Source organism: Acinetobacter sp. SwsAc5 (genome assembly GCF_013391485.1).
GTDB lineage: Bacteria > Pseudomonadota > Gammaproteobacteria > Pseudomonadales > Moraxellaceae > Acinetobacter > Acinetobacter towneri.
Window position 1 is genome coordinate 1 of sequence record NZ_JACAXD010000001.1, and the last position, 25599, is coordinate 25599.

The 25599-nt window shown below is 43.0% G+C and carries 24 protein-coding genes, 1 tRNA gene and 3 pseudogenes; 7 read left to right on the forward strand and 21 right to left on the reverse strand.

Translation table 11 applies throughout. The annotated features are described in order from the left end of the window. Window positions 1-127 precede the first annotated feature (127 nt). The 14 genes and pseudogenes from HYG89_RS00005 to HYG89_RS00070 all read right to left on the reverse strand — a co-directional run. A pseudogene (locus HYG89_RS00005) lies at window positions 128-1171 on the reverse strand (TonB-dependent receptor plug domain-containing protein); the annotation flags it as partial. A gap of 93 nt (window positions 1172-1264) precedes the next feature. Further along, a complete protein-coding gene (locus HYG89_RS00010) occupies window positions 1265-3688 on the reverse strand; it encodes a glucose/quinate/shikimate family membrane-bound PQQ-dependent dehydrogenase (RefSeq protein WP_178865498.1) in 2424 nt (807 codons plus the stop codon). Window positions 3689-3796: 108 nt separating this feature from the next. Continuing rightward, the gene (locus HYG89_RS00015) at window positions 3797-5116 is read right to left on the reverse strand and encodes a carbohydrate porin (RefSeq protein WP_178865500.1); all 1320 of its coding nucleotides are present in this window, start codon (window positions 5114-5116) and stop codon (window positions 3797-3799) included. Window positions 5117-5176: 60 nt separating this feature from the next. Continuing rightward, a complete protein-coding gene (locus tag HYG89_RS00020) occupies window positions 5177-6637 on the reverse strand; it encodes a right-handed parallel beta-helix repeat-containing protein (protein WP_178865501.1) in 1461 nt (486 codons plus the stop codon). 44 nt (window positions 6638-6681) lie between these two features. Next, window positions 6682-7539 carry a type I 3-dehydroquinate dehydratase gene (gene aroD, locus HYG89_RS00025; RefSeq protein WP_178865502.1) on the reverse strand — a complete coding sequence of 286 codons (858 nt, stop codon included), beginning with the start codon at window positions 7537-7539 and terminating at the stop codon, window positions 6682-6684. Window positions 7540-7688: 149 nt separating this feature from the next. Further along, the gene (gene pcaG / locus HYG89_RS00030) at window positions 7689-8318 is read right to left on the reverse strand and encodes a protocatechuate 3,4-dioxygenase subunit alpha (RefSeq protein ID WP_131273766.1); all 630 of its coding nucleotides are present in this window, start codon (window positions 8316-8318) and stop codon (window positions 7689-7691) included. 15 nt (window positions 8319-8333) lie between these two features. After that, window positions 8334-9059, reverse strand: coding sequence for a protocatechuate 3,4-dioxygenase subunit beta (gene pcaH / locus HYG89_RS00035; RefSeq protein WP_058952216.1), 726 nt, complete (start codon window positions 9057-9059; stop codon window positions 8334-8336). 26 nt (window positions 9060-9085) lie between these two features. After that, window positions 9086-9520: a 4-carboxymuconolactone decarboxylase gene (pcaC, locus tag HYG89_RS00040; protein ID WP_058952217.1), complete on the reverse strand. Its 435-nt coding sequence runs from the start codon at window positions 9518-9520 to the stop codon at window positions 9086-9088. 14 nt (window positions 9521-9534) lie between these two features. Then, entirely contained in the window at window positions 9535-10890 is a 1356-nt protein-coding gene (locus HYG89_RS00045; RefSeq protein ID WP_178865503.1) for an MFS transporter, read from the reverse strand. Window positions 10891-10931: 41 nt separating this feature from the next. Next, window positions 10932-11708: a 3-oxoadipate enol-lactonase gene (gene pcaD, locus HYG89_RS00050; protein ID WP_058952535.1), complete on the reverse strand. Its 777-nt coding sequence runs from the start codon at window positions 11706-11708 to the stop codon at window positions 10932-10934. An 8-nt stretch (window positions 11709-11716) separates the two neighbouring features. Next, window positions 11717-13072 carry a 3-carboxy-cis,cis-muconate cycloisomerase gene (gene pcaB / locus HYG89_RS00055; protein WP_178865504.1) on the reverse strand — a complete coding sequence of 452 codons (1356 nt, stop codon included), beginning with the start codon at window positions 13070-13072 and terminating at the stop codon, window positions 11717-11719. Between the two features lie 22 nt (window positions 13073-13094). After that, window positions 13095-14300, reverse strand: coding sequence for a 3-oxoadipyl-CoA thiolase (pcaF, locus tag HYG89_RS00060; protein ID WP_178865505.1), 1206 nt, complete (start codon window positions 14298-14300; stop codon window positions 13095-13097). Between the two features lie 88 nt (window positions 14301-14388). Continuing rightward, complete coding sequence (locus tag HYG89_RS00065) at window positions 14389-15042, reverse strand: 3-oxoacid CoA-transferase subunit B (protein WP_178865506.1); 654 nt, start codon at window positions 15040-15042, stop codon at window positions 14389-14391. Window positions 15043-15055: 13 nt separating this feature from the next. Further along, window positions 15056-15736 carry a 3-oxoacid CoA-transferase subunit A gene (locus HYG89_RS00070; protein ID WP_163142127.1) on the reverse strand — a complete coding sequence of 227 codons (681 nt, stop codon included), beginning with the start codon at window positions 15734-15736 and terminating at the stop codon, window positions 15056-15058. Between the two features lie 279 nt (window positions 15737-16015). Between HYG89_RS00070 and pcaU the strand changes: the two genes are divergently transcribed. After that, entirely contained in the window at window positions 16016-16840 is an 825-nt protein-coding gene (pcaU, locus tag HYG89_RS00075; RefSeq protein WP_178865719.1) for an IclR family transcriptional regulator PcaU, read from the forward strand. A 40-nt stretch (window positions 16841-16880) separates the two neighbouring features. On the opposite strand, the pseudogene HYG89_RS15970 reads toward pcaU, so the two are convergent. The 4 genes and pseudogenes from HYG89_RS15970 to HYG89_RS00095 all read right to left on the reverse strand — a co-directional run. Further along, window positions 16881-17021: pseudogene (locus HYG89_RS15970) on the reverse strand (integrase core domain-containing protein); the annotation flags it as partial. Next, a pseudogene (locus HYG89_RS00085) lies at window positions 17018-17173 on the reverse strand (IS3 family transposase); the annotation flags it as partial. The pseudogenes HYG89_RS15970 and HYG89_RS00085, both read right to left, overlap by 4 nt. A gap of 188 nt (window positions 17174-17361) precedes the next feature. Further along, window positions 17362-17438 (reverse strand) — tRNA-Ile (locus HYG89_RS00090). Window positions 17439-17576: 138 nt separating this feature from the next. Next, window positions 17577-17720 carry a hypothetical protein gene (locus HYG89_RS00095; RefSeq protein WP_154320842.1) on the reverse strand — a complete coding sequence of 48 codons (144 nt, stop codon included), beginning with the start codon at window positions 17718-17720 and terminating at the stop codon, window positions 17577-17579. Window positions 17721-18026: 306 nt separating this feature from the next. Between HYG89_RS00095 and HYG89_RS00100 the strand changes: the two genes are divergently transcribed. Continuing rightward, window positions 18027-18605 carry a 1-acyl-sn-glycerol-3-phosphate acyltransferase gene (locus HYG89_RS00100; protein ID WP_178865510.1) on the forward strand — a complete coding sequence of 193 codons (579 nt, stop codon included), beginning with the start codon at window positions 18027-18029 and terminating at the stop codon, window positions 18603-18605. 99 nt (window positions 18606-18704) lie between these two features. Then, window positions 18705-19454, forward strand: a complete 750-nt coding sequence (locus HYG89_RS00105; RefSeq protein WP_070155957.1) for a YebC/PmpR family DNA-binding transcriptional regulator — start codon at window positions 18705-18707, stop codon at window positions 19452-19454. 85 nt (window positions 19455-19539) lie between these two features. On the opposite strand, the gene HYG89_RS00110 is transcribed toward HYG89_RS00105, so the two are convergent. Beyond that, the gene (locus tag HYG89_RS00110) at window positions 19540-20010 is read right to left on the reverse strand and encodes an Lrp/AsnC family transcriptional regulator (RefSeq protein ID WP_004971430.1); all 471 of its coding nucleotides are present in this window, start codon (window positions 20008-20010) and stop codon (window positions 19540-19542) included. Window positions 20011-20498: 488 nt separating this feature from the next. Here HYG89_RS00110 and HYG89_RS00115 point away from each other — a divergent pair, with 488 nt between their 5' ends. Further along, window positions 20499-21557 carry a hypothetical protein gene (locus HYG89_RS00115; RefSeq protein WP_256733903.1) on the forward strand — a complete coding sequence of 353 codons (1059 nt, stop codon included), beginning with the start codon at window positions 20499-20501 and terminating at the stop codon, window positions 21555-21557. Between the two features lie 79 nt (window positions 21558-21636). Here HYG89_RS00115 and HYG89_RS00120 read toward each other — a convergent pair whose 3' ends face one another. Next, window positions 21637-22401 (reverse strand): glutathione S-transferase family protein, encoded by a 765-nt coding sequence (locus HYG89_RS00120; protein WP_178865513.1) that lies wholly within the window; start codon window positions 22399-22401, stop codon window positions 21637-21639. Window positions 22402-22669: 268 nt separating this feature from the next. Here HYG89_RS00120 and ychF point away from each other — a divergent pair, with 268 nt between their 5' ends. After that, window positions 22670-23761, forward strand: a complete 1092-nt coding sequence (gene ychF / locus HYG89_RS00125; protein WP_178865515.1) for a redox-regulated ATPase YchF — start codon at window positions 22670-22672, stop codon at window positions 23759-23761. A 127-nt stretch (window positions 23762-23888) separates the two neighbouring features. Here ychF and HYG89_RS00130 read toward each other — a convergent pair whose 3' ends face one another. Next, entirely contained in the window at window positions 23889-24380 is a 492-nt protein-coding gene (locus HYG89_RS00130; protein WP_026438320.1) for a hypothetical protein, read from the reverse strand. Between the two features lie 119 nt (window positions 24381-24499). Between HYG89_RS00130 and HYG89_RS00135 the strand changes: the two genes are divergently transcribed. Both HYG89_RS00135 and ygaH read left to right on the forward strand, forming a co-directional pair. Beyond that, window positions 24500-25237: an AzlC family ABC transporter permease gene (locus tag HYG89_RS00135; RefSeq protein WP_171062558.1), complete on the forward strand. Its 738-nt coding sequence runs from the start codon at window positions 24500-24502 to the stop codon at window positions 25235-25237. Continuing rightward, window positions 25234-25581, forward strand: a complete 348-nt coding sequence (gene ygaH / locus HYG89_RS00140; RefSeq protein ID WP_004971441.1) for an L-valine transporter subunit YgaH — start codon at window positions 25234-25236, stop codon at window positions 25579-25581. Before HYG89_RS00135 ends, ygaH begins: the two co-directional genes overlap by 4 nt. Window positions 25582-25599 lie beyond the last annotated feature (18 nt).

A 25599-nucleotide genomic window follows, 5' to 3' on the forward strand; every position in this document is an offset into this window, starting at 1 on the left:
TGTACACAGCGCACTGGGTTATGTATCGCCTTTTGAGTTTGAAGCAATGTACTATGATAAGATTAATCCGTTAGGTCAGGTGGCCTAACTTAAATAAAAAAGTCTCCGACAAACCTGGTACGGTTCAACCATAATAATCTCGGTCAAAGTCAATTACGCCACCTGCATGGCGAGGATTAAGTTGTGAAGAGTTTGGTATACATTCCCCTGTAACTTTATTTATCCCACATTTAGGAATCGACTGATATTGTACGACCTTTCGGTTGCCCAAATAGAACATGCTATATAGCTCTTGCTGATCATTCAGCGGCTTAGTCCACGTTAGTCCTGTTTGGGTTTGTTCAATTTCTTTACGGACATTATAAGTATTGGTACGGTCATTCACTTGTTTGGGATTGGTTTTCAACTGCTCACGACTGAGGCCTTGTGGGTCGTCGGCATCAATATCGACACGATTCATCACCCAGTTGATTTTACTGCCATCCTCTAAGTTCCATGTCAGTTTGGCATTATTCAGTACTTTTTGTGCTGCGCTATGGTCTCGAAAACCATCGGTATCAAAATAAGAGGAACTAATCACATAAGCGGGTTGATTGGCCTGTTCAGAACCCCCTTGTAATTGGATATTGGTTTGTTGCTTATGGTGGCTGCCTGCATTTAGCCCCACTTGGATTGAGTCTTTGCCTTGTCCTTCTTTGGTCTCAGCCAAAATGGTTCCACCTGATGAATTACCATATAAAGATGAAAATGGCCCTGTCAGTACTTCGATGTGATCTAAACTATTGAGGTCAATATTGGAACTTTGCCCTTGACCATCAGGCATGGTCGCAGGAATACCATCGACATACATCCGAATGCCACGCACGCCAAAAGTCGAACGAGCGCCAAAGCCACGCATCGAAATCTGCAAGTCTTGCGCATAGTTTTCACGGTTATTAATTTGTAAGCCTGCAACCCCTTGTAATACTTCAGATAGGTTCACATTGACATTATTTTGTACTGTAGCCGCTTGGACTTTTTGAATGGATGCAGAAGTCGATAACAACTCGCTCTCGGTATGTACCGCTTGGACAGTGATCACAGGAAGTTGATATTCTGTCATTTCTGCATAAGCATGCATAGATTGTAGAATAACCGCAGTCAATAAGGCTTGTTTAAAAGGCGCAGGCATCAAATAAGTTAATCGCACAATATTTCCTTGCTTGTTATTACCATAAAAATGGGAAGCGTATGATCTCGACAGGCTTCCCATACAATAAACGTTTTAATCGGCTAAGCTATACGCAACCACATAATCACCATGATCAGGCGACTGACGTGCCCCACCCGCGGAAATGACCACATATTGCTTGCCTGTTTTTGGAGAAATGTAGCTCATCGGTGTCCCTTGGCTACCTACGGGTAAACGCGCTTTCCATAACTCTTCACCATTAGATGAATTGAAGGCGCGCAAGTAGAAGTCTTGTGTTGCAGCAAAGAACACTAAACCACCTTGAGTCGCCATTGGGCCACCAATGGTTGGCATACCAATCGGCGCTTTTAAGCCCATTTTAATGCCCATTGGACCAGTATCTTCAACCGTACCTAAAGGCACCTGCCAAGCCACTTGACGGGTTTTCATATCAATCGCAGTCATAGTTCCGAATGGTGGTTTTTGGCATGGAATGCCCAATACAGACATAAAGCGGTTTTTATTCACTTTATACGGTGTACCTTTCATTGGCACTGCGCCCATACCTGTGTTGACCTTCTCTCCACCACTGGCTTCAAGTTTTAAATCTTCAGGCGTTTGTTTAATCAGCTGAATCCACAGACCTAAGCGCATGTCGTTGACAAACATATAACGATGCGTTGGGTCAAATGCGATACTGCCCCAGTTCATCCCACCCAAAGAACCCGGAAAACTCAAAGATATATCAGAACCCGGTGCTGTAAAGAGACCATCATAACGCATGGATTTAAAGTTAATGCGACACATCAACTGGTCAAATGGCGTTGCGCCCCACATGTCCGATTCAGTCAAAGTCTGATTGCCAATTTGTGGCATTTCAACTGAACGTGGCTGAGTTGCACTGTATTGCTCATCAGGAATATCTGCAGCTTTGACAGGTTGTTCAACCACTTTAGTTAAAGGCTTGCCTGTCACACGGTCGAGTACAAAGAACTGACCAGACTTGGTGCCAATGACGACAGCAGGTTTGGTTTGCCCATTTTGCATTGGAAAATCGACCAAGCTTGGCTGGATGGGTAAATCGAAGTCCCAAAGATCATTGTGAACGGTTTGATAAACCCACTTTTCTTTACCTGTGGTTGCATCCAAAGCCAAAACAGAAGAATTGTATTTATGATCTACAGGTTGACGGTTTCCGCCCCAAACATCGACCGATGAACTCCCCATCGGTAAGAACACCGTGTTCATTTGGGGGTCGTAGGACATTGCCGCCCAAGAGTTAGCCGAACTACGTTTATAGATTTCACCCGGTTTCAGGACATAATTTGGATTTGGGTTACGAGGATCAAAAGCCCAACGCAGTTGCCCAGTAATCACATCATAAGCACGAATCACGCCACCTGGCATATCCGCTGAAAAGTTATCAGCAATACGACTTCCAACGATGATACTGGTGCCTGCAATGGTTGGCGCCGAGGTCACTTCAAAACGAGGCGCTTGCGTGCCCGCACCTAGACCTTCCAGTAAGTTCACCGTTCCATCGACACCAAAGTCTTTACAGCGTTCGCCTGTATCGGCATTGACTGCAATTAAACGACCATCAGGTGTATTGGTATAAACACGACGTGGACATGCGGTATTGTTTGCCACCGCTGTCACCGCACTTGCACCGGCTAAAGTCGGTTGTACCAAGGCTTGAGTCGAGTCAAAGTAACCCACACCACGGCAACGCTCCCAAGCATCCGCTTTAGAGTTCACTTCAGCCTTCCAGACTTGTTTACCTGTATCTACATCTAAAGCAATGATGTTGTTATGCGGTGTACATAAAAAGACTTTATCACCCACCTGTAAAGGCGTGAGCTGGTCTTCTGCACCATTACCCGTACCTGTGGTCATATCGCCTGTTTGAAAGCGCCATGCCTCCTTTAACTGAGATACATTATTTCGGTTGATCTGATCCAACGCAGCAAAACGACTTCCACCGGCATCATTACCATAGTGCGACCAATTCACTTGTTGGGTTTGAGCCGTTACAGGTACTAGGGGTAGCTCTTCACCACTGGCTTTTACCGTTGGATGTGGAATAAACATGCCATACAAACCACCGAGCATACCTAACACCGTCAAACCACCTAAGGCATAAGCGGGTGCTGAAGGCGTAATTTGAAATTGGTACTTATGAATAGCAGGCAAGGTAAAACAGAGTGCGGCAAATAAACCCGCAGGAAACATTAACCGTGAATGGAGTGCCCAAAAATCCCAACCTGCATCAAACAGTGCCCAAACCACGGTTCCAAGAAAAACCAGTGCAAAAATCCAGACACCCAGTGCTTTTTTTCTAAAAATAAATATTGCGGAAATAGTGGTCAATAAACCTGCAATCAGGAAGTACCATGAACCACCTAGACTAATCAGTTTTCCACCACCGATTAAATAAAATAAGCCAGTCAGCAATAAAGCTAAACCTAATATAAAGCACCATATTTTAAATATGGGTTGAGATTGCGCTTCGGACATACTTTTTACTCCAAATGCTGTGTTTTAAAAGATCTCGCATACTTTGTTTTGAGCATCATTCACACCACATACAAACTTTGAGCATCCACAATTAACTTGCTTCAACGATTAAAAATTCACCTTAACGCTAAGACCCGCCACCCAAGCATCATCCACTTCTTTCACACCAGAGGGTTGATAGATATATTGTAGGTTGGGTCTGAGCATCACCGCAGGTGACCACTGATAGGTATAGTTCAACTCAACATTGAGTTCGTCATGTTGAATTGGGACATAGTCACTGGCACGCGCGTCATAACTGTAATAACCACGGCCTTCGTTGGTGGCTATTTGCTTATCCGTCACACGATCATTCATCACATAGTTGGCCAAACCAAAACCAATAGAATCATTTGGACGGCTATCAAAAGGGCCTTTATACCAAAGTGCCAGTTGTTGTGTACTTTCTACAGCGGTCGTGTCTCGGTCATTGATGACCCCATTGAAACTGATATATAAACCGCGCTTCGGATCAGCCCCGTGTTGAGTCAGTTGTTGTTGAGCATTCAACCAAAAACTATATTTGCCATCGTGGATTTCTCCTGATGTGCCCACATCTTTAGCTTCTGCTGTGGAATACAGTGCACCGAGTTTATATTCGCCTGGTAAACTATTAAATGTGGCAAGTTTTGGTTTCCAAGCCAACTCTAAAGGAATGGTGGCGCCCTCAACATTGTCCATATCGAGGTTAAAGCCATCACTGTCTGAGTCTGTTTTGACATTGTCTGGGTTGACTTCATACACACCCAGACCAAGTGACCATGCAGGTGCAAATTGGTATTTAAGATTGGTACCCCAGAGTCCTACAGGCCAGTTGTACCAGATAGAGCCAATGGATTTACCTAACTGACCACCACAAAGCAGCAAGTTCTGGAATTCACATTGTGAGCTGTTAAAGTCATCCGACATCCCCATACGACCAATCTTGAATTGGACTTTATTGTCGTCAAATCCCGTTTTGATCCATGCTTGGGTGAGGCGCCAGATTTTTCCACGCCCGTAAATTTCTTGGGTATTGCCTAATGTGCTGGCACGCGGATCTTTAATCCGTTCTAGAGTTAAAGAATTACCATCACGTTTGGTAATCATTAAACCTGCGGTGGTGTTTTCCCAACCTGCTATTTTACTTAAATCGAAATTAGCGCCTAAGGTCAGTTGTCCCGCATTTTCCAAGGTATTGTCATCGTTATAGCCACCAGCCAAATTGGTTGCTGCCTGACTCATAATTGCAGCGGTAAATTTATAACCTTGATCTTCCAGTTGCTTCCGTTCACCGTTCCAATCACCGAATAACCATTGACGGTCTGCCGAATAAAATTCATTGGCAGAAGCAAATTGGCAAGTTAAAAGTGCCAAAGATAATGTGCCTAATTTTAATAATTGTTGCATACCAAACATCCTTTGTTGTGAGGAAAGCTCAACTAAAGTGAGCTTTCCATCCGGTTTTTATTATTTAATGCGAACGGCTGGGCTGAGTTCAGAAGTTGCACCCAAATGGTCGGTTACATTCGCTGTCGCACTTGCAGCACCACTCAGTGCTTTCCAAGAGGCTTGACCTTGACCTTGTGCATTGGTTGTGAGTACTTGAGCCCCTAAGTATTGTTCAGCTTCTTGACTATTCGCTTGACGGTTGGCAAAGAATTCAACTTGGTAGCGTTGATTTGGTTGCCCTTGAACTGTCGCTGTAATTTGTCCTTTGTTATAGCTTAAACGCGGTGCTTGGATGTTTTGGTTTGGCATCGCATTACAGCCTTGCTCATTTGGCTGTGTGCAAGTTTTTTGAAGTTTTGCATCTTCAATCACCACACCACCACCACGAGAACCGACAAAGCCAGCATGTTCTAGTGCAGGCACTGCAAATACAATGGCACCCAAACGTTGATCTGGCACACATGAACCACCTGCTTCACAGCGTTTAATGTCTTTGCCATTGTCCCAAATTAAGTTTTTGGTCAAGGTTGTGCGAGCATTGGCATCTTTTTCTGAACGAATGGCAATGCCAAGACGGTTAGCATAAACTTTATTGCTGTCAAAAATGTTGCCATCACCAGTGAGGTTAAAGCCAATTGAGTTGTTGGTCAGTTCGTTATAAGCGATGTAGTTGCGCTTACCCCAGTTGATTTGCAAACCATCAGAGTAATTTTCAAATTTATTCCCAACTACTGCATTGTCATTACCCCACAGGATTTCAATACCCTGAGACGGCTCTGGATTGGCTTTGGTTGAAGTAAATAAGTTGTTGGCCACAAGGTTAAATGCCGCGCCACGGGTAAGCTCAAGACCATCGCCATTATCGACAAACAAGTTGTTCAAGACTTTGTTGTTATTGGTGGTGGTCGAGGTTGGATTGCCCTTACCATCATCACCCGTCAACATCACGCCTGAACCACCGTAGTTATTACTGATACGGTTATGCTGAATTAAGTTGTTGCTCGAACGGTTAATCAGGACACCGATACAGAAACGGTGGATATCGAGACCTTTTAAAGTCACGCCATTGACATCTTGCAGCACCAGACCCGGCAAACTCATGGTACGGACGTTGGTGCCATACTGTTCAGGGTTTGCCCCCGGACACGCTTTCGCACCCTCACCTTTAATATAATTTGAACCATCAATCGCAATAAACTCGCCTGTTTTGTCCCATTGCATCCCGATGATCTTCACTGAAGACTTAATTGGCGGCAAAGGCTGATTTAGTTTAATTGCATAGGGGGCTTGCCCCACAGCTTGGATGTGAATTTCATTTTCTTGCGTCGCATTGGCATTCGATTGTTCAATCGCCCAACGCAGTGAACCTTTTGCACTATCGTCCTGATAACGATCCACAATATAAGTTTCTGCACTGGCCAAACCTGATGCCGCTAAACTCAAAACCAATGTGGTCAAACGTAAAGTTGATGGTTTCATATTTTAAATCCTTTTCTATCCTTGAACATGAATAACGCAGTGCGTTAAGGGGTTGGTTGTACAATTTTCAGCAACTGTTTGAGTTGAGTCACATCAATTTGACCCGGTGCAGAGGCTTCACCAATCATGCCAAAACTTAGGCTACCGCCCATGTTGGCAGTCGCCACACGTGAAATGGTGCCCAACTGCCCCATCGACATGGTCAGTAGTGGTTTTTGACTTTTTTGGCTGACGGCCAAGGTGGCATTCATGAGGATAAAGACATCTTGTTTTGACTTTGGCATTACCGCAATTTTCAAAATGTCGGCACCCATCTGATCTTGTTTTAGCAGACGGTTTTCGATGTCTTGTTGCTCAGGTGTTTTTGCAAAATCATGATTCGACATGATCACCAACACCTTCTTGTCATGCGCCAATTTGATTAATTTCGCCACACTGCCTGCATCACGGAACATTTCAATATCCAGCAATTGCATAAATGGCTTTTTCAGGTATTCACGATAAATTTTTTCATAGTCTTGGTCAGACACTGTCATTTTTCCGCCTTCGTTATGGGTACGAATGGTCGCGATCAACGGTTTGTCTTTTAAAATTTGATTCAGCTGCTGACCCAATGCGATGACTTTTTTAGTGTCGGCAGAAAATTCGAGTAAATCGATACGGAACTCAGCCAGGTCCACATCTGGATTGCTGGCAATCACTTTGGCTTGTGCAATCGCTTGTTCAGCCGTTTTTGCGGTAATGGGTACGATGGTTTTAACAGGTAAGTCGCCAATATTGACGTTTTTCACCATATAGTGCTGTGCGTTTGATTGAGCCACTTCAGCTCCAAATGCTGGCATTGCTGCGATAACAGCACTGCTTAAGTAGAGTTGCATTGCTAATTTTTTGATTGTCATCATTACATTTCCTTGTATTTTCAAACTATTGCCTGACTTCTGTCATCAAAGGTAAACATACGTGAGATGAATGAAATGGGTCATACCATCACCACGTATAAACTTTTATCTATCGAGCCTGTGCAAAGTGTTCTGCATTGAACTGAATCAACTTAGATATCTAAAAACACCGTTTCATCTTCGCCTTGAATGCGAATGTCAAAGCGATAAACCACTTCACCATCACGCTCTTCGCGCTTAGCAATTAAAGTCTGACGACGTGGTGCCCATTCAATGCCTTTGAGCACAGGATCTTGTGCATTTGCTTCCGCTTCATCATCAAAGTAAACACGCGTGTTTAAGCCAATATTGATGCCACGTGCAAAAATGATCAGTGCAATATGCGGAGCTTGAGTTGTGCCTTTACGGCCTGGAACAGCACCCGGCTTAATGGTATTAAAACTCCAGAAACCTGTTTCGAAGTCTGCGCCTGTACGTCCCCAACCAAGGAAATTAGGGTCGACTGCTTTGCCTTGAATGTCAGCCGCACTTGGATACACGCCATTGGCATCAGCTTGCCAAATCTCGATTAAAACATCACGTAATGGCAAACCTAAGCCGTCAAACACCTGACCTTCCAAGCGAATGCGTTCGCCTAAAGTATTTTCTTTAACCAGTTGGTTGTTAAAGTTATTTTCAAAGACTTCAATGTTGGCTTGTTTTGGTAACAAACCAATGTGTACATATGGTCCACCTGTTTGAGATGGAGTTTCATGCAATTCTTGAAAGTTCCAATTGTTCATGTTGTTCTCCCTGAATTAAGTCAAATCATTTTCGAAATAAGTCGCACGACGACCACGTAAAGTGATGTCAAAGCGGTAACAACGGCTGTCTGCTTCAATGAAGTTGCTCTTGTCTTCTAAAGCAATCAATGCACGACGTTGTTCTTCCGAAGGAATGGTTTTAATAATTGGACACGAATCAATGAGCGTATCGCCTTCAAAGTAGAACTGCGAAATAAGACGTTGTGCCCAACCATCAGCAATCAAAGAGAAATGAATGTGTGCAGGACGCCATTCATTAATACGGTTACGCCAAGGATATGGACCTGGTTTAATGGTACGGAATACAAAATAACCATTGGCATCGGTCATCATGCGACCACAGCCGCCAAAGTTCGGGTCCATTGCACCAATAAATTGGTCATTTGGATGACGGTAGCGCCCTGAAGCATTGGCTTGCCACACTTCGAGCAAAGCATTTTTGACTGGGCGACCAAACTGATCACGGACATAACCATGCACAATAATGCGCTCGCCAATCGGCAAACCTTCTTTGGCATAGTTCAAGATCAAATCATTGTCTTTAGGACCAAACTGGTCTGCACTGAAATGCGGTGCGGTCACTTCAGTTAAAGTTTCTGCAATTGAGATCAATGCATTTTTAGGCGAGCGTAATACACTGGTTTTATAGCCGGGTGCATATGCTGGCGGATGATCTTCGGTATTGCGTTGTGCATAAGCACCTAAAATAAGTTGCGACATGTGACGTCCCTCTTAATCTTGTTCCATTACTCTTGATTCATTTGTTCTTGGCTAAGCTGCTGTTCGCTGAGCTTTTGCGGGGCAATACCCAAATCTGCAAAAACTTCTTCTGCCATATGCATAGCTGCATTGGCTGCGGGTAAACCTGCATACAGAGAACAGTGCAAAATCAACTCTTTTAAATCATCCTTGGTCACACCATTGTTAAAACAAGCACGTAAATGCATACGTAGTTCGTCTTCACGGCCCAGTGCCAATAAAACGGCAATGGTGACTAAGCTACGGGTATGACGCGGCATGCCCGGTCTAGACCAGACTTCGCCCCACGCAAAACGGCTAATAAAATTTTGGAAGTCGGCATTGAAATCATTCAAGTTCTCAAGTGAACGACCGACATGCTTTTCACCCAGCACTTCAGTGCGTACGGTAATTCCTTGTTGATAACGTTGTTCATCATTCATGGGAGAAACCTCAATTAGGTCGCATCGGTATGTGCGACCAGTGATTTAACAAAAATAGCGACTGCTGCTGCTGTTGCTGGAATTAACAGCAGACTTAAAATAGCTGTAAACGACCAGTCATTGCCCAGTAAAACTGCGCCGATCCATGCACCAAATACTGCACCGAAACGACCAATCCCAGACATCCACGCCACACCTGTTGCACGGCATTGGGTTGGGTAAAAACGCGCACTCAGTGCTGGCATTGCCGACTGCGCACCATTAATTGCAACACCAGCGCAAAGCACTAAAATGGCAAGTAAGGTTGGATTTGCTAAGCTCTGACCAACGGCAAAGGCAAAGATCCCAGCGACCAAGTAGAAGCCTGCAATAATGCGGTTCGGGTTGAAACGGTCCATTGCCCAGCCAATAAATAAAGCACTGAGGACACCGCCAAACTGGAATAAACCACCAATAAATGCAGCTCGTTCCATCGTTGCGCCAGTTTCACGCATTAAGGTTGGTAACCAACTGGTGAGTAGATAAATCATGACCAGACCCATGAAATAGGTCAGCCACAATAAAACCGTACCTTTGACATATTTCTGAGAGAACAGCATGCTAAACACACCTTTCTTTTCTGCACCTTCAGTTTTTTCTTCAGGTACATGAAACTCTGTAACAGCCTGTACTTGCGTCGGAGCAATACGCGTCAAAATTTTTCGGACTTTTTCACTGTCACGACCTTTCACAATCAAGAAACGATAAGACTCAGGTAAGAAGAAAATCACCAAGATCATCAAGATCAGTGGCGACCAACCGCCCAATAAGAATAAGCTGTGCCAACCAAAGGTTGGGATCAACCAACTGCTAATGAAACCGCCTGTCGCCATACCTAAGTTGTAACCACAGAACATGCAGGTCACGAGTAACGAGCGTGAGCGCTGCGGGCAATATTCAGAAAATAGCGTGGTTGCATTCGGCATTGCAGCACCCAAACCAATACCCGTTAAAAAGCGCAGTACCACTAAAGTGTTTAAGTCAGTTGCATATGCCGATGCCAGAGTAAAACCACCAAAAATCAGCATCGAAACACTTAAAACAATCTTTCGCCCAAAGCGGTCAGCGGTTGGACCAGACACCAAAGCACCAATGATCATGCCACCTAAAGCTGCACTCATGACTGGACCCAATTGAGAGCGATCTATCCCCCAGTCTTGTGCCAAAGCTGGAGCAATAAAACCCATTGCCGCAGTATCAATACCGTCAACAAAAACAATGAGAAAACATACAATTGCGATCAACCACTGATATTTGCTAATCGGTGCATCATTAATCAGTGCTTGTGCGTCTATACTCGTTTTTTGAGTAGCGTATTCCTGAGACGCCATACCTGCCTCCTTGGGCTGAAAGTCCTTTTAAAATCCTTAAACTATTGAATCGATTCAATAAACTGACTGAGGGTTTGATTAAACAACTCGGGCTGCTCAATATTGGAAAGATGCGATGCATCAATCACCGCGAGTTCACTCTTTTGAATCTGTTGTTGCATGAAAATGCCATCATCAACTGTCGTTACAGGATCCAAAGCCCCTGCAATTACTAAAGTTGGAATGTGAATATTCTGAATCTCGTTGCTCAAATCGGCTTGTGCCAATGCACGGCAAGATTCTGCATAACCCAATGCTGGCGTAGTCGCTAAAGACTGAATGGTGCGCTGCGCCAAAGCATCGTGTTGATAATCAAACTGTTCGCTGAACCAACGTGTATGTGTTGTCGCGACCAAATCTGCCAAACCATTTTCAATCACGGCATCGGCACGCGTATTCCATCCTTCTTCATTCCAGATTTTGGCTGCTGAGTTGGCCACGGTAATGCTATGAAAACGATCTGCATGGTGAATACCGAGCCATAAAGCGGTCATGCCGCCCATCGAAATGCCGCAGAAATGCGCTTTTTCAATGTTTAAACCATCAAGAATATCAATCACATCTTCTGCAAGATTTTGTACAGTGGTTTGCTCAATCACATCGCTTTTCCCATGACCACGGGTGTCATAGGTCACTACTTTAAACTGCTGTTCAAAGGTAGCAACTTGTGGCTGCCACATGCCTTGATCGGTACCGAGTGAATTTGAAAATACAATCACAGGCGCATTGTCTTGGCCACTGATCGCAACGGATAAAGTCTTGCCTTGACGATTGGTCATCGTGATATTCACTTTGCCTCTCCTTTTGCCTCTTGCAACACCGCATCAATCTGGTCTTGAATATTGCCAAGATAAGATTCGGGTTTAAAAATTTCTGAAATCTGAGCTACGCTGAATAAGTCTTTAACTTGATCCAATTCAGCAATCACATCTCTTAAGTGCACGCCTTTTGCAACAGCTGTTTTACACGCGTCCTCTACCAAATGATGAGCCTGTAAACGTCCGATGTGTGGCGCCAATGCCATCATGACCGCTTCTGCCATGATCAAACCCTGTGTGCAAGCTAAATTACGTTGCATATTTTCAGCATTAACTTGCATCCCTTGTAGAACGCCCAAAGTCCGCTCTAAAGCACCTGCACAGAGTTGGAAAATTTCAGGCAATGCCAACCATTCCGCATGCCATCCACCTAGACTACGCTCATGTTCCTGCACCATGCTTTGGTACAAACTTGACATCAGCACAGGCACACGATTGGCTGCTGCCAAAACGGATGCCGCAGCAACAGGATTACGCTTATGTGGCATGGTTGATGAGCCACCACGCCCTTTCGCTGCCGGCTCAAATACTTCTGCAATTTCAGTTTGCATCATCAACGACCAGTCACGTGCCATTTTGCCCAGACCACCTGTCACTATTGCGAGAACACCCGCCACTTCGACAATACGGTCGCGCTCACCATGCCAAGTACAGCTTGAAACTGAAAGTTGTAACTGTGCTGCAAATGCTTGCACAACTGCTGTGCCTTGATTTTGCAAAGATGCCAATGAACCCACTGCACCGCCTAATTGCGCAGTGAACACACGTGATTTCATAGCTTCAATACGGGCTAAATCACGATGAAAAGCCGAAGCCCAACGTGCGAATTTATGCCCCAGCGTAATCGGTAAACCTTGCTGTAACCATGTGCGTCCAATCATCACGTGTGAACGATACTGCTGTACTTGAGCTAAAGCTGCGCGATAACATTCTTGAATTAAAGCTTCAACCTGCGTCATTGCTGCACGGCATTGCAAAATACAGGCGGTATCTAAAATGTCCTGACTAGTTGCACCCCAGTGCACATAGCGCGCAGTATCTTCATCACTTTGTTTCACAATTGCGGTTAATTGCTTTACAAATGGAATCGCAATATTGCCCGCTAAGCCTGTTGCTACAGCCAAAGCATCAAAATCAATCTGATCGAGGGCAGTCTGGGCAACTTGGGAAATTGCTGTTGCTGCAGATTCTGGAATGACACCGACCTGAGCCTGCGATTTTGCCAAGGCAACTTCAGCCTCAATCATGTATGACACCAACGCGCGATCACTGAAAATTTCAGTCACCTCTTTTTGGTAAAATAAGCTGGCATATAACTGGCTCATGATCGTTATCCTTAAATCTGCTTTAAACGCGCTGAATAATCATTGCAATGCCTTGACCGACACCAATACACATCGAACACAAGGCATAGGTTCCACCGGTTTGTTCTAACTGGTTCAAAGCCGTGGTAACTAAACGTGCACCTGATGCACCCAGTGGATGACCAATGGCAATTGCACCACCGTTTGGATTCACTTGAGTGGTGTCGTCTGCTAAACCAAGATCACGCGTTACCGCCAGTGCTTGTGCTGCAAAGGCTTCATTCAGTTCAATCACATCCATCTGTTCTAATGTCAGATGGACTTGTTGGAGGAGTTTCTTGATGGCAGGTGCAGGTGCAAAGCCCATGATGCGTGGTTCTACACCCACAGTCGTAGACGCAATAATCTTGGCACGGGGTTTAAGTTGGTACTGTTCAACCGCTTGTTCCGAAGCGATCAGTACAGCAGCTGCACCGTCATTGATGCCTGAAGCATTCCCCGCAGTGACGGTGCCTTCTGCTGTCACGACTGGCTTGAGTTTCGCCAAAGCTGCTAAGGTGGTAGATGCACGTGGATGTTCATCCGTGTCGACTACGATTGGATCACCCTTACGCTGTGCAATATTCACAGGGATGATTTCATGTTTAAAAAAGCCTTGAGCTTGCGCGGTTGCGGTGCGCTGTTGACTCGTCAAGGCAAACTGGTCTTGATCTGCACGATCAATATTAAATTGTTGTGCCACGTTCTCCGCAGTCTGCGGCATGGTCTCTACACCATACATCGCTTTCAGCTTAGGATTGATAAAACGCCAGCCCATAGTGGTATCTTCAATCTTTTGGCTACGACCATAAGCCGTTTCTGATTTACCCATGACAAAGGGTGCACGAGACATACTTTCCACACCACCTGCAATGATCAGGTTGGCTTCACCCGCTTTAATCGCACGCGCTGCCATGGCAATGGCATCTAGTGATGAGCCACATAAGCGATTGACTGTAGTGGCAGGAACTTCAACTGGTAAGCCTGCAAGCAGTGCAGACATACGGCCCACATTGCGGTTGTCTTCACCCGCTTGATTCGCGCAGCCATAGATCACGTCATCCACCTGTTTCCAATCCACGCTTGGGTTGCGTTGTATTAAGGCTTGAATTGGCACTGCACCCAAATCATCGGCACGGATTGGAGCGAGTCCACCTGCATAACGGCCGAATGGGGTACGGATGGCATCAATGATGTAAGCATTTTTCATATTTTATTTTCCATTGGAATCCCCCTAAATCCCCCTTTACTCAAGGGGGAAATTCCTGCCTTTTAAAAGGGAGGTCGGGAGGAATTAATTATCCCTGTGTCGCATCCACCAACGGAGCACCCGTCATGGCCTGCAATTCTGCAAAGCTTAAACCGTCGACTTTCTCAATCACTTTTAAACCCTCTGCAGTGACATCAATCACACATAGATCGGTATAAATACGATCGATACACTTCAAACCTGTCGCGGGATAGCTTAGTTCAGCTACGATCTTCGGTTCACCTTGTTTGGTCACATGGTCGGTGGTAATAAAGACTTTCTTGGCACCCACCGCTAAGTCCATTGCACCACCGACTGCAGGAATCGCATCGGGCCCACCGGTATGCCAATTGGCCAAGTCACCATTGGCTGCCACTTGGAAGGCACCTAATACTGCAATATCCAAGTGACCACCACGCATCATTGCAAAAGAATCGCCATGGTGGAAAAAAGCACCGCCTTGCAGCATGGTCACATACTCTTTCCCTGCGTTGATCAGTTCTGGGTCTTCTTCACCTGCGACTGGCGGTGGGCCAAAAGCCAACAGTCCATTTTCAGAATGTAAGAACACATCTTTGTCTGACGGCAGATAACTGGAAATCTTGGTCGGCAAGCCAATCCCAAGATTCACATAAGCCCCATCGGGAATGTCTTGTGCCACACGTTCTGCAATTTGGTTACGGCTGAGTTTTTGATAGCTCATGATGTTCTCCCAATTACACAGCAACAGGTTCAGGTTGAACCTGCACCACGTGTTGAACAAAAATACCTGCGGTGATGATGTGTTCAGGGTCTAAAGCACCCAAGTCCACCACTTCAGAGACTTGGGCAATGGTCACGTTTGCCGCCATGGCCATAATCGGGCCGAAGTTACGTGCCGATTTGCGGTAGACCAAGTTACCCCAACGGTCGCCTTGTTGGGCTTTAATCAAAGCGAAGTCGGCTTTGATGGGATATTCCAACACATAATCTTTACCGTCGATGTGACGGGTTTCTTTGCCTTCAGCCAATAAGGTACCGTAGCCTGTAGGGGTGAACACTGCACCGAGTCCCATACCTGCAGCTTGAATACGACAGGCCAAATTGCCTTGAGGCACCAGTTCCAACTCAATTTTGCCTGCACGATAGAGTTCATCGAAGACCCAAGAGTCGGACTGACGTGGAAACGAACAGATGACTTTTTTCACGGCACCGGCTTTGAGTAGCTTGGCTAAACCATAGTCACCATTACCCGCATTATTACTGACGATGGTAAGGTCTTTAATGCCGAGTTGAATTAAGCCATCGATCAGTTCAGCAGGTTGTCCTGCGGTACCAAAACCACCAATCATGATGGTTGAGCCGTCGGTGATTTGGGAGAGCACTTCCGCGAGGGATGCCGCGCTTTTATCTATCATTAGATAACTCCATTGTGCATCATGCAAATTTGAAAAGGCGCAGAAAACTAACTTATACTGGAAGATGATTCAGCTAAAACCACATTCCCTAGTTTTTTAGTTCGATTTCCTTATCTGTTCATTTTTTATAATTTCTTCGCTTTGGGATAGATAGTGACCATAGGTTTTGTTCGATCATCGAACAAAAAATCTATAGATCGAACAAAACCTGATTGTTTCACTCTGATTTCACGTTATAGTAAAAATAATGAAGTAATAAAAATCGATAAAAGGAACATGATGGAAGAAGCAGCTGAGACAAAAGAAAAGTGTCTTCAACACAAAGACAATAAAAAAACTATTCGACATGAAGACTTTGTTGCAGGGATCAGTAAAGGTATGGCTATTCTCGATAGCTTTGGTACTGACCGACATCGTTTAAATATCACTATGGCAGCGGAACGTACAGGCATGACCCGTGCCGCAGCACGACGCCATTTACTCACTCTTGAATATTTAGGCTATTTAGAATCTGATGGTCATTATTTTTATTTAACCCCTAAAATTCTCAAATTTTCAGGCGCTTATTTAGGTGGAGCACAACTTCCCAAAATTTCTCAACCTCTACTGAACCTGCTGACCAATCAAACCTCACTCATTTTTTCAGTTATGGTTCTCGATGGCTATGAAGCCATTACTATTGCACGTAGCGCCGCACATCAACAAACAGATCGTGTCAATCCTTATGGCCTGCATTTAGGAAATCGCTTACCTGCACATGCAACATCGGCAGGCAAAATTTTACTGGCCTATCTCGATGATCAGGAACAATGTGAATGGCTGAATCAGTATCCACTACAACGCCTAACCAAATACACCCATTATAACAATGAAACGTTTCTTGCCTTATTGCACGAAATTCGAGAGCAAGGTTGGTGCTATTCATGTGAGGAACATGAATTGGGCGTACATGCCCTTGCCGTTCCGATTTATGGGCAACAGTTAAAAGTAGTTGCCGCCTTAAATATTGTTTCCCCTACCATGCGCACAACCAAAGAGTATTTGTTTCAACACATACTGCCGTTACTACAAGAAACCGCACGCGAACTACGTAATATTTTATAATGAACCGTACCGGGTTTGTCGGAGACTTTTTTTATTTAAGTTAGGCCACCTGACCTAACGGGTTAATCTTATCATAGTACATTGCTTCAAACTCAAAAGGCGATACATAACCCAGTGCACTGTGTACACGCTTTTTATTGAACCAATCTACCCAGTTTATTGTCGCAAGTTGTACATCCGCTGATGCCAGGCACGAAGTGTTTCAGGAGTATAACTAATCTTAGGCGCAATTGCTGTGATTGCAGCCCAAGTAGAAGGATAATCTTTTTCAGATTCAATCAATAATTGAACCGCTCTTTCTCTGATTTCAGGGGTATATTTTAATTTTGTCATCGGGACGCTTCGCTACGTCTTGCGAAGCAAAGCTTCTCATCTCAGAATATTGACTCTCCGACAAACCCGGTACGGTTCACGGACTTTCTGGAAGATGGACCACATTACGGTCCGAAATGGTTGTATCTTTTTTCAGCTATATAGACGTAAAAAACCCCATAACTCAAATAGTTACGGGGTTTTGAAACTGGTGGGCCCACCCAGACTCGAACTGGGGACCAACGGATTATGAGTCCGCTGCTCTAACCGACTGAGCTATAGGCCCTATAATTGAATTTGTTATATTTCAACAAGTTCAAGCGCAAAGAATACTAGCGAAGATTTTTTAAAAACACAAGCCATTTTCAGAAATTGCTGTATAGATAGTCAGCAGACGAATTTGATTATTATTGAAATATAAAAACTACACCTTCACTTTCCGAAACATTGCCCGATGCAACTTTAAACGCTTCTCTTTACGCACTTCTAAAAACAACTCAAACATTGACCATACCAAGACCAATAACAACACAGTCAATGCCACAAGAAAAGTCGTCAAATAAGCCACTTTAGTATCCTTCCATGATGCGTGGAATAGTGAAATGATGAATAGAATCATAGCTAATTACGACCAAAGTCTAATGATTTACAAATCATTTGAATAGTGCATTTTTGCTCAATTTAAGACTTAATTTCTCTCAATTCATATATTTTTAATATTAAAAACAAAGTATTTAGAGTTAAAACCAATAAAAGATATAACGCTATATCAACTGCATCACTTGAGATTGCTATATTTCAAACAATTTTCTGTTGACTCTTATATAAAACAAGCAGAAATTATGCATTTCCAGATTCATCAGCTGTTACATCTATGTTGAAAAAATTTATAGGCGAATCCGCATTCAAACTTGCAGGATGGCAATATCAGGTAGAACCCAACGTCCTCGAAAACAAACAAGTGATCGTCGGTTTTGAACACACCTCAATGATGGATGCAATCCTCTCGCTTGCTCTGTTCCAAATTTATGATATTAAAATCCATACTTTAATCAAAAAAGAGCTTTTTAAAGGGCCACTTAAACCTATTTTAGAAAAAGTCGGCGGTATTCCAGTAGACCGTAAATCTAACAAAGATATTGTGTCGCAAATGGTCGAACTTTTTGATCAAAATGAACATTTCAATTTGGTCATCGCACCCGAAGCAACTCGCGCAAAAACAGGTGAAGCCCGCAAGCCAATTCGTACAGGTTTTTGGCATATTGCCAAAGCAGCCAATGTGCCTATCGTTTTAATGTATGCCAACTCACAAACCAAACAAGGTGGGATTTTTGGCAAAATCTATCCGACAGATTTAGATCACGATATGGCAATTATCCAACAATTATATAAAGAACAAGTGGGCTTAGATATTGTCATTCCTGAGCCAAAAACAACTCAAAGCAACACTTAAAAAACCTAAAACTCTGCCCTTTATCTAAAAAAAGGGCTTATGTTAGAATGGGCGCAATTTTGATAGGCATACTGCCAATCTGTAAGGAGCATAGTTCGCATGGCGGGTCATTCCAAGTGGGCCAACATTAAGCATCGTAAAGCCAAACAAGATGCTAGTCGTGGTAAGTTGTTTACCAAATTTATTCGTGAATTAACAACTGCTGCAAAGCTCGGCGGTCCAGATGCGGCAAGTAACCCTCGTTTACGTGCTGTTGTGGAAAAAGCACTTTCAGTTAACATGACACGTGACGTCATTAACCGTGCCATCCAGCGTGGTGCAGGCGGTGAAGATAACGACGATCTTAAAGAAGTAACCTATGAAGGTTATGGTGTAGGTGGTGTTGCGGTTATTGTAGAAACCATGACAGACAACTTAAACCGCACCGTGCCAGATGTACGTCACTGTTTCTCTAAAACTGACGGTAACTTAGGCACCAATGGTTCTGTAGCATTCCTATTCACCAAACGTGGTGAAATTTCATTTGAAGATTCATCTTTAGAAGATCAAGTGATGGAAGTGGCTTTAGAAGCTGGCGCAGAAGATATTGAAGTGTCTGAAGATGGCATTTTGGTTATTACTACGCCAGAAGCTTTTGGTATAGTTCAAGATGCGCTAACAGCAGCAGGTTTGAAATCTGACAATGCTGAAGTGGTTATGAGTCCATCGACCAAAGCAGAAATTACAGACATCGATCAAGCGAAAAAAATTATGAAAATGATTGATATGCTTGAAGATTTAGATGATGTTCAAAACGTATATACCAATGTTGAATTCTCTGATGAAGTTTTAGCACAATTAGACGCATAATCGGTCTAACTGCAATTCCTAAAAACGCACGTTCTCGTGCGTTTTTTTATAGATCCAGTCAAAATAATTCTAAGATTCTAATAAATTAAACTTTATTTAATAAACCATGACAGTTTAAAACATCATATTCTTTAATCACAAAGCTAGAATGCAAACCTGCCACATGCTCAATTTTACCAATCCGTTTTAATAAAATTTCGCTGTAATTTTCCATATCTCGTGCCACAACCTCTACAATAAAATCTGCAGTCTGTCCTGTCACCAAAAATGCACGTATCACTTCAGGAATGCTTTCCAATTCATCCAAAAATTTGGCAAAAATATCGGTATCGTGTTTGCTCAAAGACACCTGCAACAACACATGCAAACTAAAGCCCAGTTTTTGATAATTAATTTCACGCTTTAAACCTGAAATAATTTTATGATCGATCAGACTTTTAATACGGCGATGCACCGAACTTACCGACAGATTAACCCGCTCGGAAAGTTCATTCAAATTGACATCTTCATTGCTTAAAATTTCTAAAATATGCTTATCGTAGCGATCTAATTCCATTTTCAAGCACTCAATCTAATCTGATAAAATTTAAACTCATGCTGCCATTATACTTAAATTATTTTGCAGACTAAGCATCTTTATCGAAAATTATTTTCCATTATTAAAGCAAAATGTTTATGATTCAACAGATCACCGCTTATCGTTTTGAACAACTTAACAGACAAACGGAACAGCTTTCTAATTTATTGATTTTCAAATTTTTAAATTTAAAAAACTCAACAAAACAACGAATCTACTCATACATTTTCACAATCCCGACCGTCTATCTTTTACAAGTGTATAGAAATGTATTAAAACAGATGCGCTCGACAATAAGCACAATGCAGCACAACAAAACCAATAAAAATACAAGGAATCGTCATGGCTTTTAAATCTCTAAGCTTGCTGAAAATAAAATTAGCTCTGTATTTACCGTAGAAACTCAGACCAGCTCTTTATTCGATGGACTCTTAAGTGGTGGCTCTTTAAGCAATACCTTTTCTGGTTTGCTTGGCAGCCTGACTAGTTCGACCTCGACCACACCTACCCTAGATTCTTTATTAAAAAGTTTACTCTCTGGCAGCAGCTTAGATAGTTCTAGCCTAACCAATCTAATCGGCCAATTTTCAAGCTCGAATACCAACTTAGATATCACCAGTTTAATTAGCAAACTGACACAATCCAATAGTGGTAGTTTCGATATCGCTTCCATCACCAACTTACTCAGCGGCATGATTGGCAGCAATGCAGGTGATTTAGATATTACGAAACTCACCCAATTAGTGAATGGATTAATCTGTGGCAATACAGGTAATCTTGACATTGCTCAAATTACTCAATTGGTCAGCGGTTTGATTTCGGGCAATAGTGACCTCGATATGGCTGCAATCACACAACTGGTTGGTGGTTTAATTCGCGGCAATACTGGCAATTTAGACGGCATGGATATCGCAGCGATTGCTGAATTGGTAGGCGGGTTAATGCAAGGCAATGGTGATCTTGATATTGCACAAATTGCTCAACTGGTTAGTGGTTTGATTGGCGGCAACATCGGTGGAGGTTTAGGCGGCATGGATATCGCGGTCATTGCAGAACTTGTAGGTGGCTTAATCCAAGGTAATGGCGATCTTGATATTGCAGAAATTGCGCAATTGGCAAGCGGCTTAATTGGTGGCAACATCGGTGGTGATTTAGGTGGGCTAGATATCGCTGCCCTAGAACCAATTCTTGCGTTGCTTAATCCTGAAGGTCAGCTTGCAAGTGACTTTGATCTAGGTGGTTTATTAAATAATCTGACTGGAGATACAACTGGCGGTTTCAGCTTAGATGACTTAAGTGATGACTTTGACAACTTAATTTTTGGTTCAGATTTTAACATCAGCGACTTACTGCAAGGTGCGTCATCTACAACCAGTTCAGAGATCAATATTGATAGCTTAGTTCCTGCTTTAGGCGATGCGCTTGGTGGTTTAACTGGTGGAACATCTGATACACAATTTGATTTAGCTACCCTGCCAAACTTGGTACAGAATTTTGATTTGAATAACTTAAATTCTTTGTTCTAACTCTTAGTTCTAGATTTTATACATCAGTATCCAAAAAAATACGCGCAGATTGCGCGTATTTTATCTGAGGCGATAACATTTAAATACCGCGCCAATCTACACGTGCATTACGCTCAGTTTGATAAATACGAGAAACATATTGCCCTAAAGGTAAATCCAGCAAATATTTTTTATAATCTTTAAATTCTTCAGAAATCACTTCATCATGTTCTTTTTCCCACGGCGTTCCAGAAATTTCCAAAATAGGTGCAAGCATCGAACACACTGAAATATCGGCTAAACCTAAACGCTCACCCACAAAATAACGCCCGTAATTATCAATCAAATGCTGATTTAAAATGACAATTAATTCATCCATCCGCTGTTTGGATTCTGCAACTTTATCTTGATCGAGCTGATAGCCCTTAGACACCAAGGCTTTAATAATTGGCTTGGAATATTTAGAAAATTGACGCAAATAGCCTTTTTCGCCAATTAAAATTTCCAAAGGTTCTTCACTTTCAGATAATGCATGCGCCAACCCCCATCGACGCACATGCTGCCCCAATTCATCAGCCAAAGTATTTATGGCCAACGCATGTTTATATTGTTCGGCATCACTGCGTAACAAGGCATGTTCGGGGTAAATATCATCTAGATATAAAGCAATTTGAGTCGAATCTGCTATCAAGCGGTCTTGATCACGTAAAATAGGTAATTTATTTTGCCCTGTTTTTAATTGGGCAAAAGCGCGATGCACGCCTGGAATTAAGTTTTGCGCATCATAATCTAACTCTTTATGATCCAATAACCAGCGAGCTTTCTCACAAAAATGAGACAAAGGAAACTGGTATAAGATGCGCATAAAATCTCCATATTTAAAATTTTGATATCCAAAGCAGTATCAATACTGTGCTTGTCATACTTTAGTCATAGCCTCTTATAATTACAATGTACTTTTTATTCAAAATTCAGGCGAAACAGCCAGCAATTCAAAATCAATTCCGAAAAGAAATTCAACGTACAGCATCAAGCACGCTAGATTGGAGAAACATCTGTCCGATGACCTGACTTTATCTGCCCTTTCATGTAAAATCGTGCCTAATTTTTAAATAACACGTTGTGAGTTATTCATGGGTTTTAATTGTGGTATTGTGGGCCTGCCAAACGTTGGTAAATCTACGCTTTTTAATGCTTTAACCAAAGCTGCAATTGCAGCGGAAAACTTCCCGTTCTGTACCATTGAGCCAAATACAGGCATTGTACCTGTGCCAGATTCACGTTTGGACAAATTGGCGGAAATCGTAAATCCGCAACGTGTATTACCCACCACGATGGAATTTGTGGATATTGCAGGTTTGGTTGCAGGTGCATCTAAAGGTGAAGGTTTAGGTAACCAATTCCTTGCCAACATTCGTGAAACCGATGCGATTGCGCATGTAGTTCGTTGCTTTGAAGATGAAAACGTCATTCACGTAAATGGTAAAATTGACCCATTAGATGACATTGCAACCATCAATACCGAACTTGCTTTGGCCGATTTAGAAACGGTAAGTAAAGCCATTACACGCTTAGCAAAATCTGCCAAAGGTGGCGATAAAGAAGCCGTAGCGACCAAAGCCGTTTTAGAAAAAATCCAACCTTTACTGGATGATGGCAAGCCTGCACGTGCAGCCAATTTAGATGACGATGAACGCAAATTGGTTCGTGGTTTTGGTTTATTAACCTTAAAACCAACCATGTATATTGCGAACGTGGCAGAAGATGGCTTTGAAAATAACCCGCACTTAGATGCAGTCAAAAAACTTGCTGCAGAAGAAAATGCGATTGTGGTGCCTTTATGCAACCAAATTGAAGCCGAAATTTCATTACTTGAAGATGAAGACCGTGCAGAATTCCTAGAAGCTCTTGGTATGGAAGAACCAGGGCTGAACGTAGTGATTCGTGCAGGTTATGCGCTGTTAGGTCTGCAAACTTACTTTACTGCAGGCGTACAAGAAGTCCGCGCGTGGACAGTGAAAGTAGGTGCAACTGCACCACAAGCAGCAGGCGTAATTCACACTGACTTTGAAAAAGGCTTTATCCGCGCAGAATGTATTGCTTATGAGGATTTCGTACAATACAACGGCGAAGCAGGTGCAAAAGAAGCAGGTAAATGGCGCTTGGAAGGTAAAACTTATATCCTACAAGACGGTGATGTTTTACACTTCCGTTTTAATGTTTAATTGTTTTTATGTTTAGTTTTAGAACAATGCTTACAGCCGAGCATTGATTCAATAAAAAAACCTCGATGCTTACATCGAGGTTTTTTTATGGGCGATTCCGCATCACATTAATGCAGAACAACCTCAATTAAGACTGCACCACATTGCCCTTTTGTTTCGGGTCAGTATTGCCCAATTCAGGATGCGCCAAAGCATCAGCACATTGTTTTTTATCCCGTTCATAATCAGCTTGTTTTTGTGCAAGACTGCTTGAACTGTCAATCGTCGCACGTGCCCAAATTTCCAAACTGGTCAAAGCCTTACGACACAGCGCATATTTCCCTTCCGTTACAGAGTCGGTCATTTTGACATTAATACGCCAGTCGGTACTTAATTTACGGGCAGGTTTGCGGACTTTATCTTCAATTAAGTTACGCTGTTTACGATACACGTACGGCTCAACTTCATTCATTAATTCCCACGCGGCTTGCGCATACACAGTCGCATCATTGGTGAGTTTTGGCGCAGGCTTAATTTCTACTGTTTTTTGCGGGTTGTTGTCATTGCTACACGCTTGCAATAACAGGCTACTGCATAACATTGAAGCAAGCAGGATTACAGGTGTTTTCAATTTCAACATATCGGTTCGCCCATACAAACAATTCGGCATCATGCTAATGAATTCAAGTATAATACACAATCTTCATTTGACCCATCGTTCAACTTTCTCCCACAAGGTGTGTCGTGTCCGTACACAATATTCAAACTGCGCCCGCAGCAAGTTTTTGGCAAGGTGCAAAAGATAGTCAGGCGATTATTTTCACCTATCTGCCTGTTTCTTTTGCTTTTGGTGTTTCTGCAACTCAATTCGGCTTTAGCGCATGGGAAGCCTTATTTTTATCTTGCTCGATGTATGCAGGGGCGAGTCAATTTTTAGTCGTTGCCTTATTGGGCAGTGGAACTTCAATCTGGATGACCGCATTAACGGTAATCGCCTTGGATATTCGACATTTACTTTACGGCCCGGCCTTACAAAACCTGATTCAAGATCGTTTAAACCTAAAAAAAACTGCAATTTGGTCATGGGGTCTGACCGATGAAGTTTTTGCCTCAGGCATGATTAAACTGTCACAGCGCCGTCAGGAATGGTCTGAATCATGGATGCTTGGACTGAGTTTATTTAGTTGGTTGTCTTGGGCATTAGGCTCTTTGTTAGGCGGATTATTTGCCGATCAAGTCACTAAAATGCCACAGTTTTTGCAAGCGGCGCTCGACTTTTTACTGCCCGCTTTATTCCTTAGCTTCTTATTGGCAGCATTTGAAAAGAAACACACCTTTGTCGTGGGAATCACCATTCTAGTATCTGCCGTAGCTTGTTATTTTATTGACTTATCTGCTGCAATTTTTATTGGGATTTCTTCAGGTATTTTGGCGGGATTATTTAAACACTATGTTTTAAAACAACCCGACCCTGAACATACAGGAGCAAAATCATGAGTTTAGAAATTATTTTGGTCGGTATTATGGTCGGTATCGCAAACTTCGCCTCACGTTTTGGGCCATTTTTTGTGATTCAAAAGTTTCAACAAGGCTCACAGCAACGTGGTGCTTTATGGCTTAAAATCGCTTTGGGCAGCATTGGTATAGCCGCAATTAGCTCTATGCTTGTGGTTGCAACCTTGCCACCTTTGCTTGAAACACCCAATAAAAGTTTTGCGATGTTAATTGGCTTTTTAGTACTCACAGGTTTGTATTTTAAGTTTAAGAAAATCGTCCCTGCCACGCTTACCGCAGCCATCACCTATGGTTTAATTTATACCTATGTGCCATTTTCGTTCTAATGTTGCTGAAATTTAGAG

What these genes read in the sequence shown, in the direction of transcription:
- HYG89_RS00010 (WP_178865498.1), bottom strand. Translation starts at nt 3,688, where the DNA reads ATGTCCGAAGCGCAATCTCAACCCATATTTAAAATATGGTGCTTTATA.
- HYG89_RS00015 (WP_178865500.1), bottom strand. Translation starts at nt 5,116, where the DNA reads ATGCAACAATTATTAAAATTAGGCACATTATCTTTGGCACTTTTAACT.
- HYG89_RS00020 (WP_178865501.1), bottom strand. Translation starts at nt 6,637, where the DNA reads ATGAAACCATCAACTTTACGTTTGACCACATTGGTTTTGAGTTTAGCG.
- aroD (WP_178865502.1), bottom strand. Translation starts at nt 7,539, where the DNA reads ATGATGACAATCAAAAAATTAGCAATGCAACTCTACTTAAGCAGTGCT.
- pcaG (WP_131273766.1), bottom strand. Translation starts at nt 8,318, where the DNA reads ATGAACAATTGGAACTTTCAAGAATTGCATGAAACTCCATCTCAAACA.
- pcaH (WP_058952216.1), bottom strand. Translation starts at nt 9,059, where the DNA reads ATGTCGCAACTTATTTTAGGTGCTTATGCACAACGCAATACCGAAGAT.
- pcaC (WP_058952217.1), bottom strand. Translation starts at nt 9,520, where the DNA reads ATGAATGATGAACAACGTTATCAACAAGGAATTACCGTACGCACTGAA.
- HYG89_RS00045 (WP_178865503.1), bottom strand. Translation starts at nt 10,890, where the DNA reads ATGGCGTCTCAGGAATACGCTACTCAAAAAACGAGTATAGACGCACAA.
- pcaD (WP_058952535.1), bottom strand. Translation starts at nt 11,708, where the DNA reads ATGACCAATCGTCAAGGCAAGACTTTATCCGTTGCGATCAGTGGCCAA.
- pcaB (WP_178865504.1), bottom strand. Translation starts at nt 13,072, where the DNA reads ATGAGCCAGTTATATGCCAGCTTATTTTACCAAAAAGAGGTGACTGAA.
- pcaF (WP_178865505.1), bottom strand. Translation starts at nt 14,300, where the DNA reads ATGAAAAATGCTTACATCATTGATGCCATCCGTACCCCATTCGGCCGT.
- HYG89_RS00065 (WP_178865506.1), bottom strand. Translation starts at nt 15,042, where the DNA reads ATGAGCTATCAAAAACTCAGCCGTAACCAAATTGCAGAACGTGTGGCA.
- HYG89_RS00070 (WP_163142127.1), bottom strand. Translation starts at nt 15,736, where the DNA reads ATGATAGATAAAAGCGCGGCATCCCTCGCGGAAGTGCTCTCCCAAATC.
- pcaU (WP_178865719.1), top strand. Translation starts at nt 16,016, where the DNA reads ATGGAAGAAGCAGCTGAGACAAAAGAAAAGTGTCTTCAACACAAAGAC.
- HYG89_RS00100 (WP_178865510.1), top strand. Translation starts at nt 18,027, where the DNA reads ATGTTGAAAAAATTTATAGGCGAATCCGCATTCAAACTTGCAGGATGG.
- HYG89_RS00105 (WP_070155957.1), top strand. Translation starts at nt 18,705, where the DNA reads ATGGCGGGTCATTCCAAGTGGGCCAACATTAAGCATCGTAAAGCCAAA.
- HYG89_RS00110 (WP_004971430.1), bottom strand. Translation starts at nt 20,010, where the DNA reads ATGGAATTAGATCGCTACGATAAGCATATTTTAGAAATTTTAAGCAAT.
- HYG89_RS00120 (WP_178865513.1), bottom strand. Translation starts at nt 22,401, where the DNA reads ATGCGCATCTTATACCAGTTTCCTTTGTCTCATTTTTGTGAGAAAGCT.
- ychF (WP_178865515.1), top strand. Translation starts at nt 22,670, where the DNA reads ATGGGTTTTAATTGTGGTATTGTGGGCCTGCCAAACGTTGGTAAATCT.
- HYG89_RS00130 (WP_026438320.1), bottom strand. Translation starts at nt 24,380, where the DNA reads ATGTTGAAATTGAAAACACCTGTAATCCTGCTTGCTTCAATGTTATGC.
- ygaH (WP_004971441.1), top strand. Translation starts at nt 25,234, where the DNA reads ATGAGTTTAGAAATTATTTTGGTCGGTATTATGGTCGGTATCGCAAAC.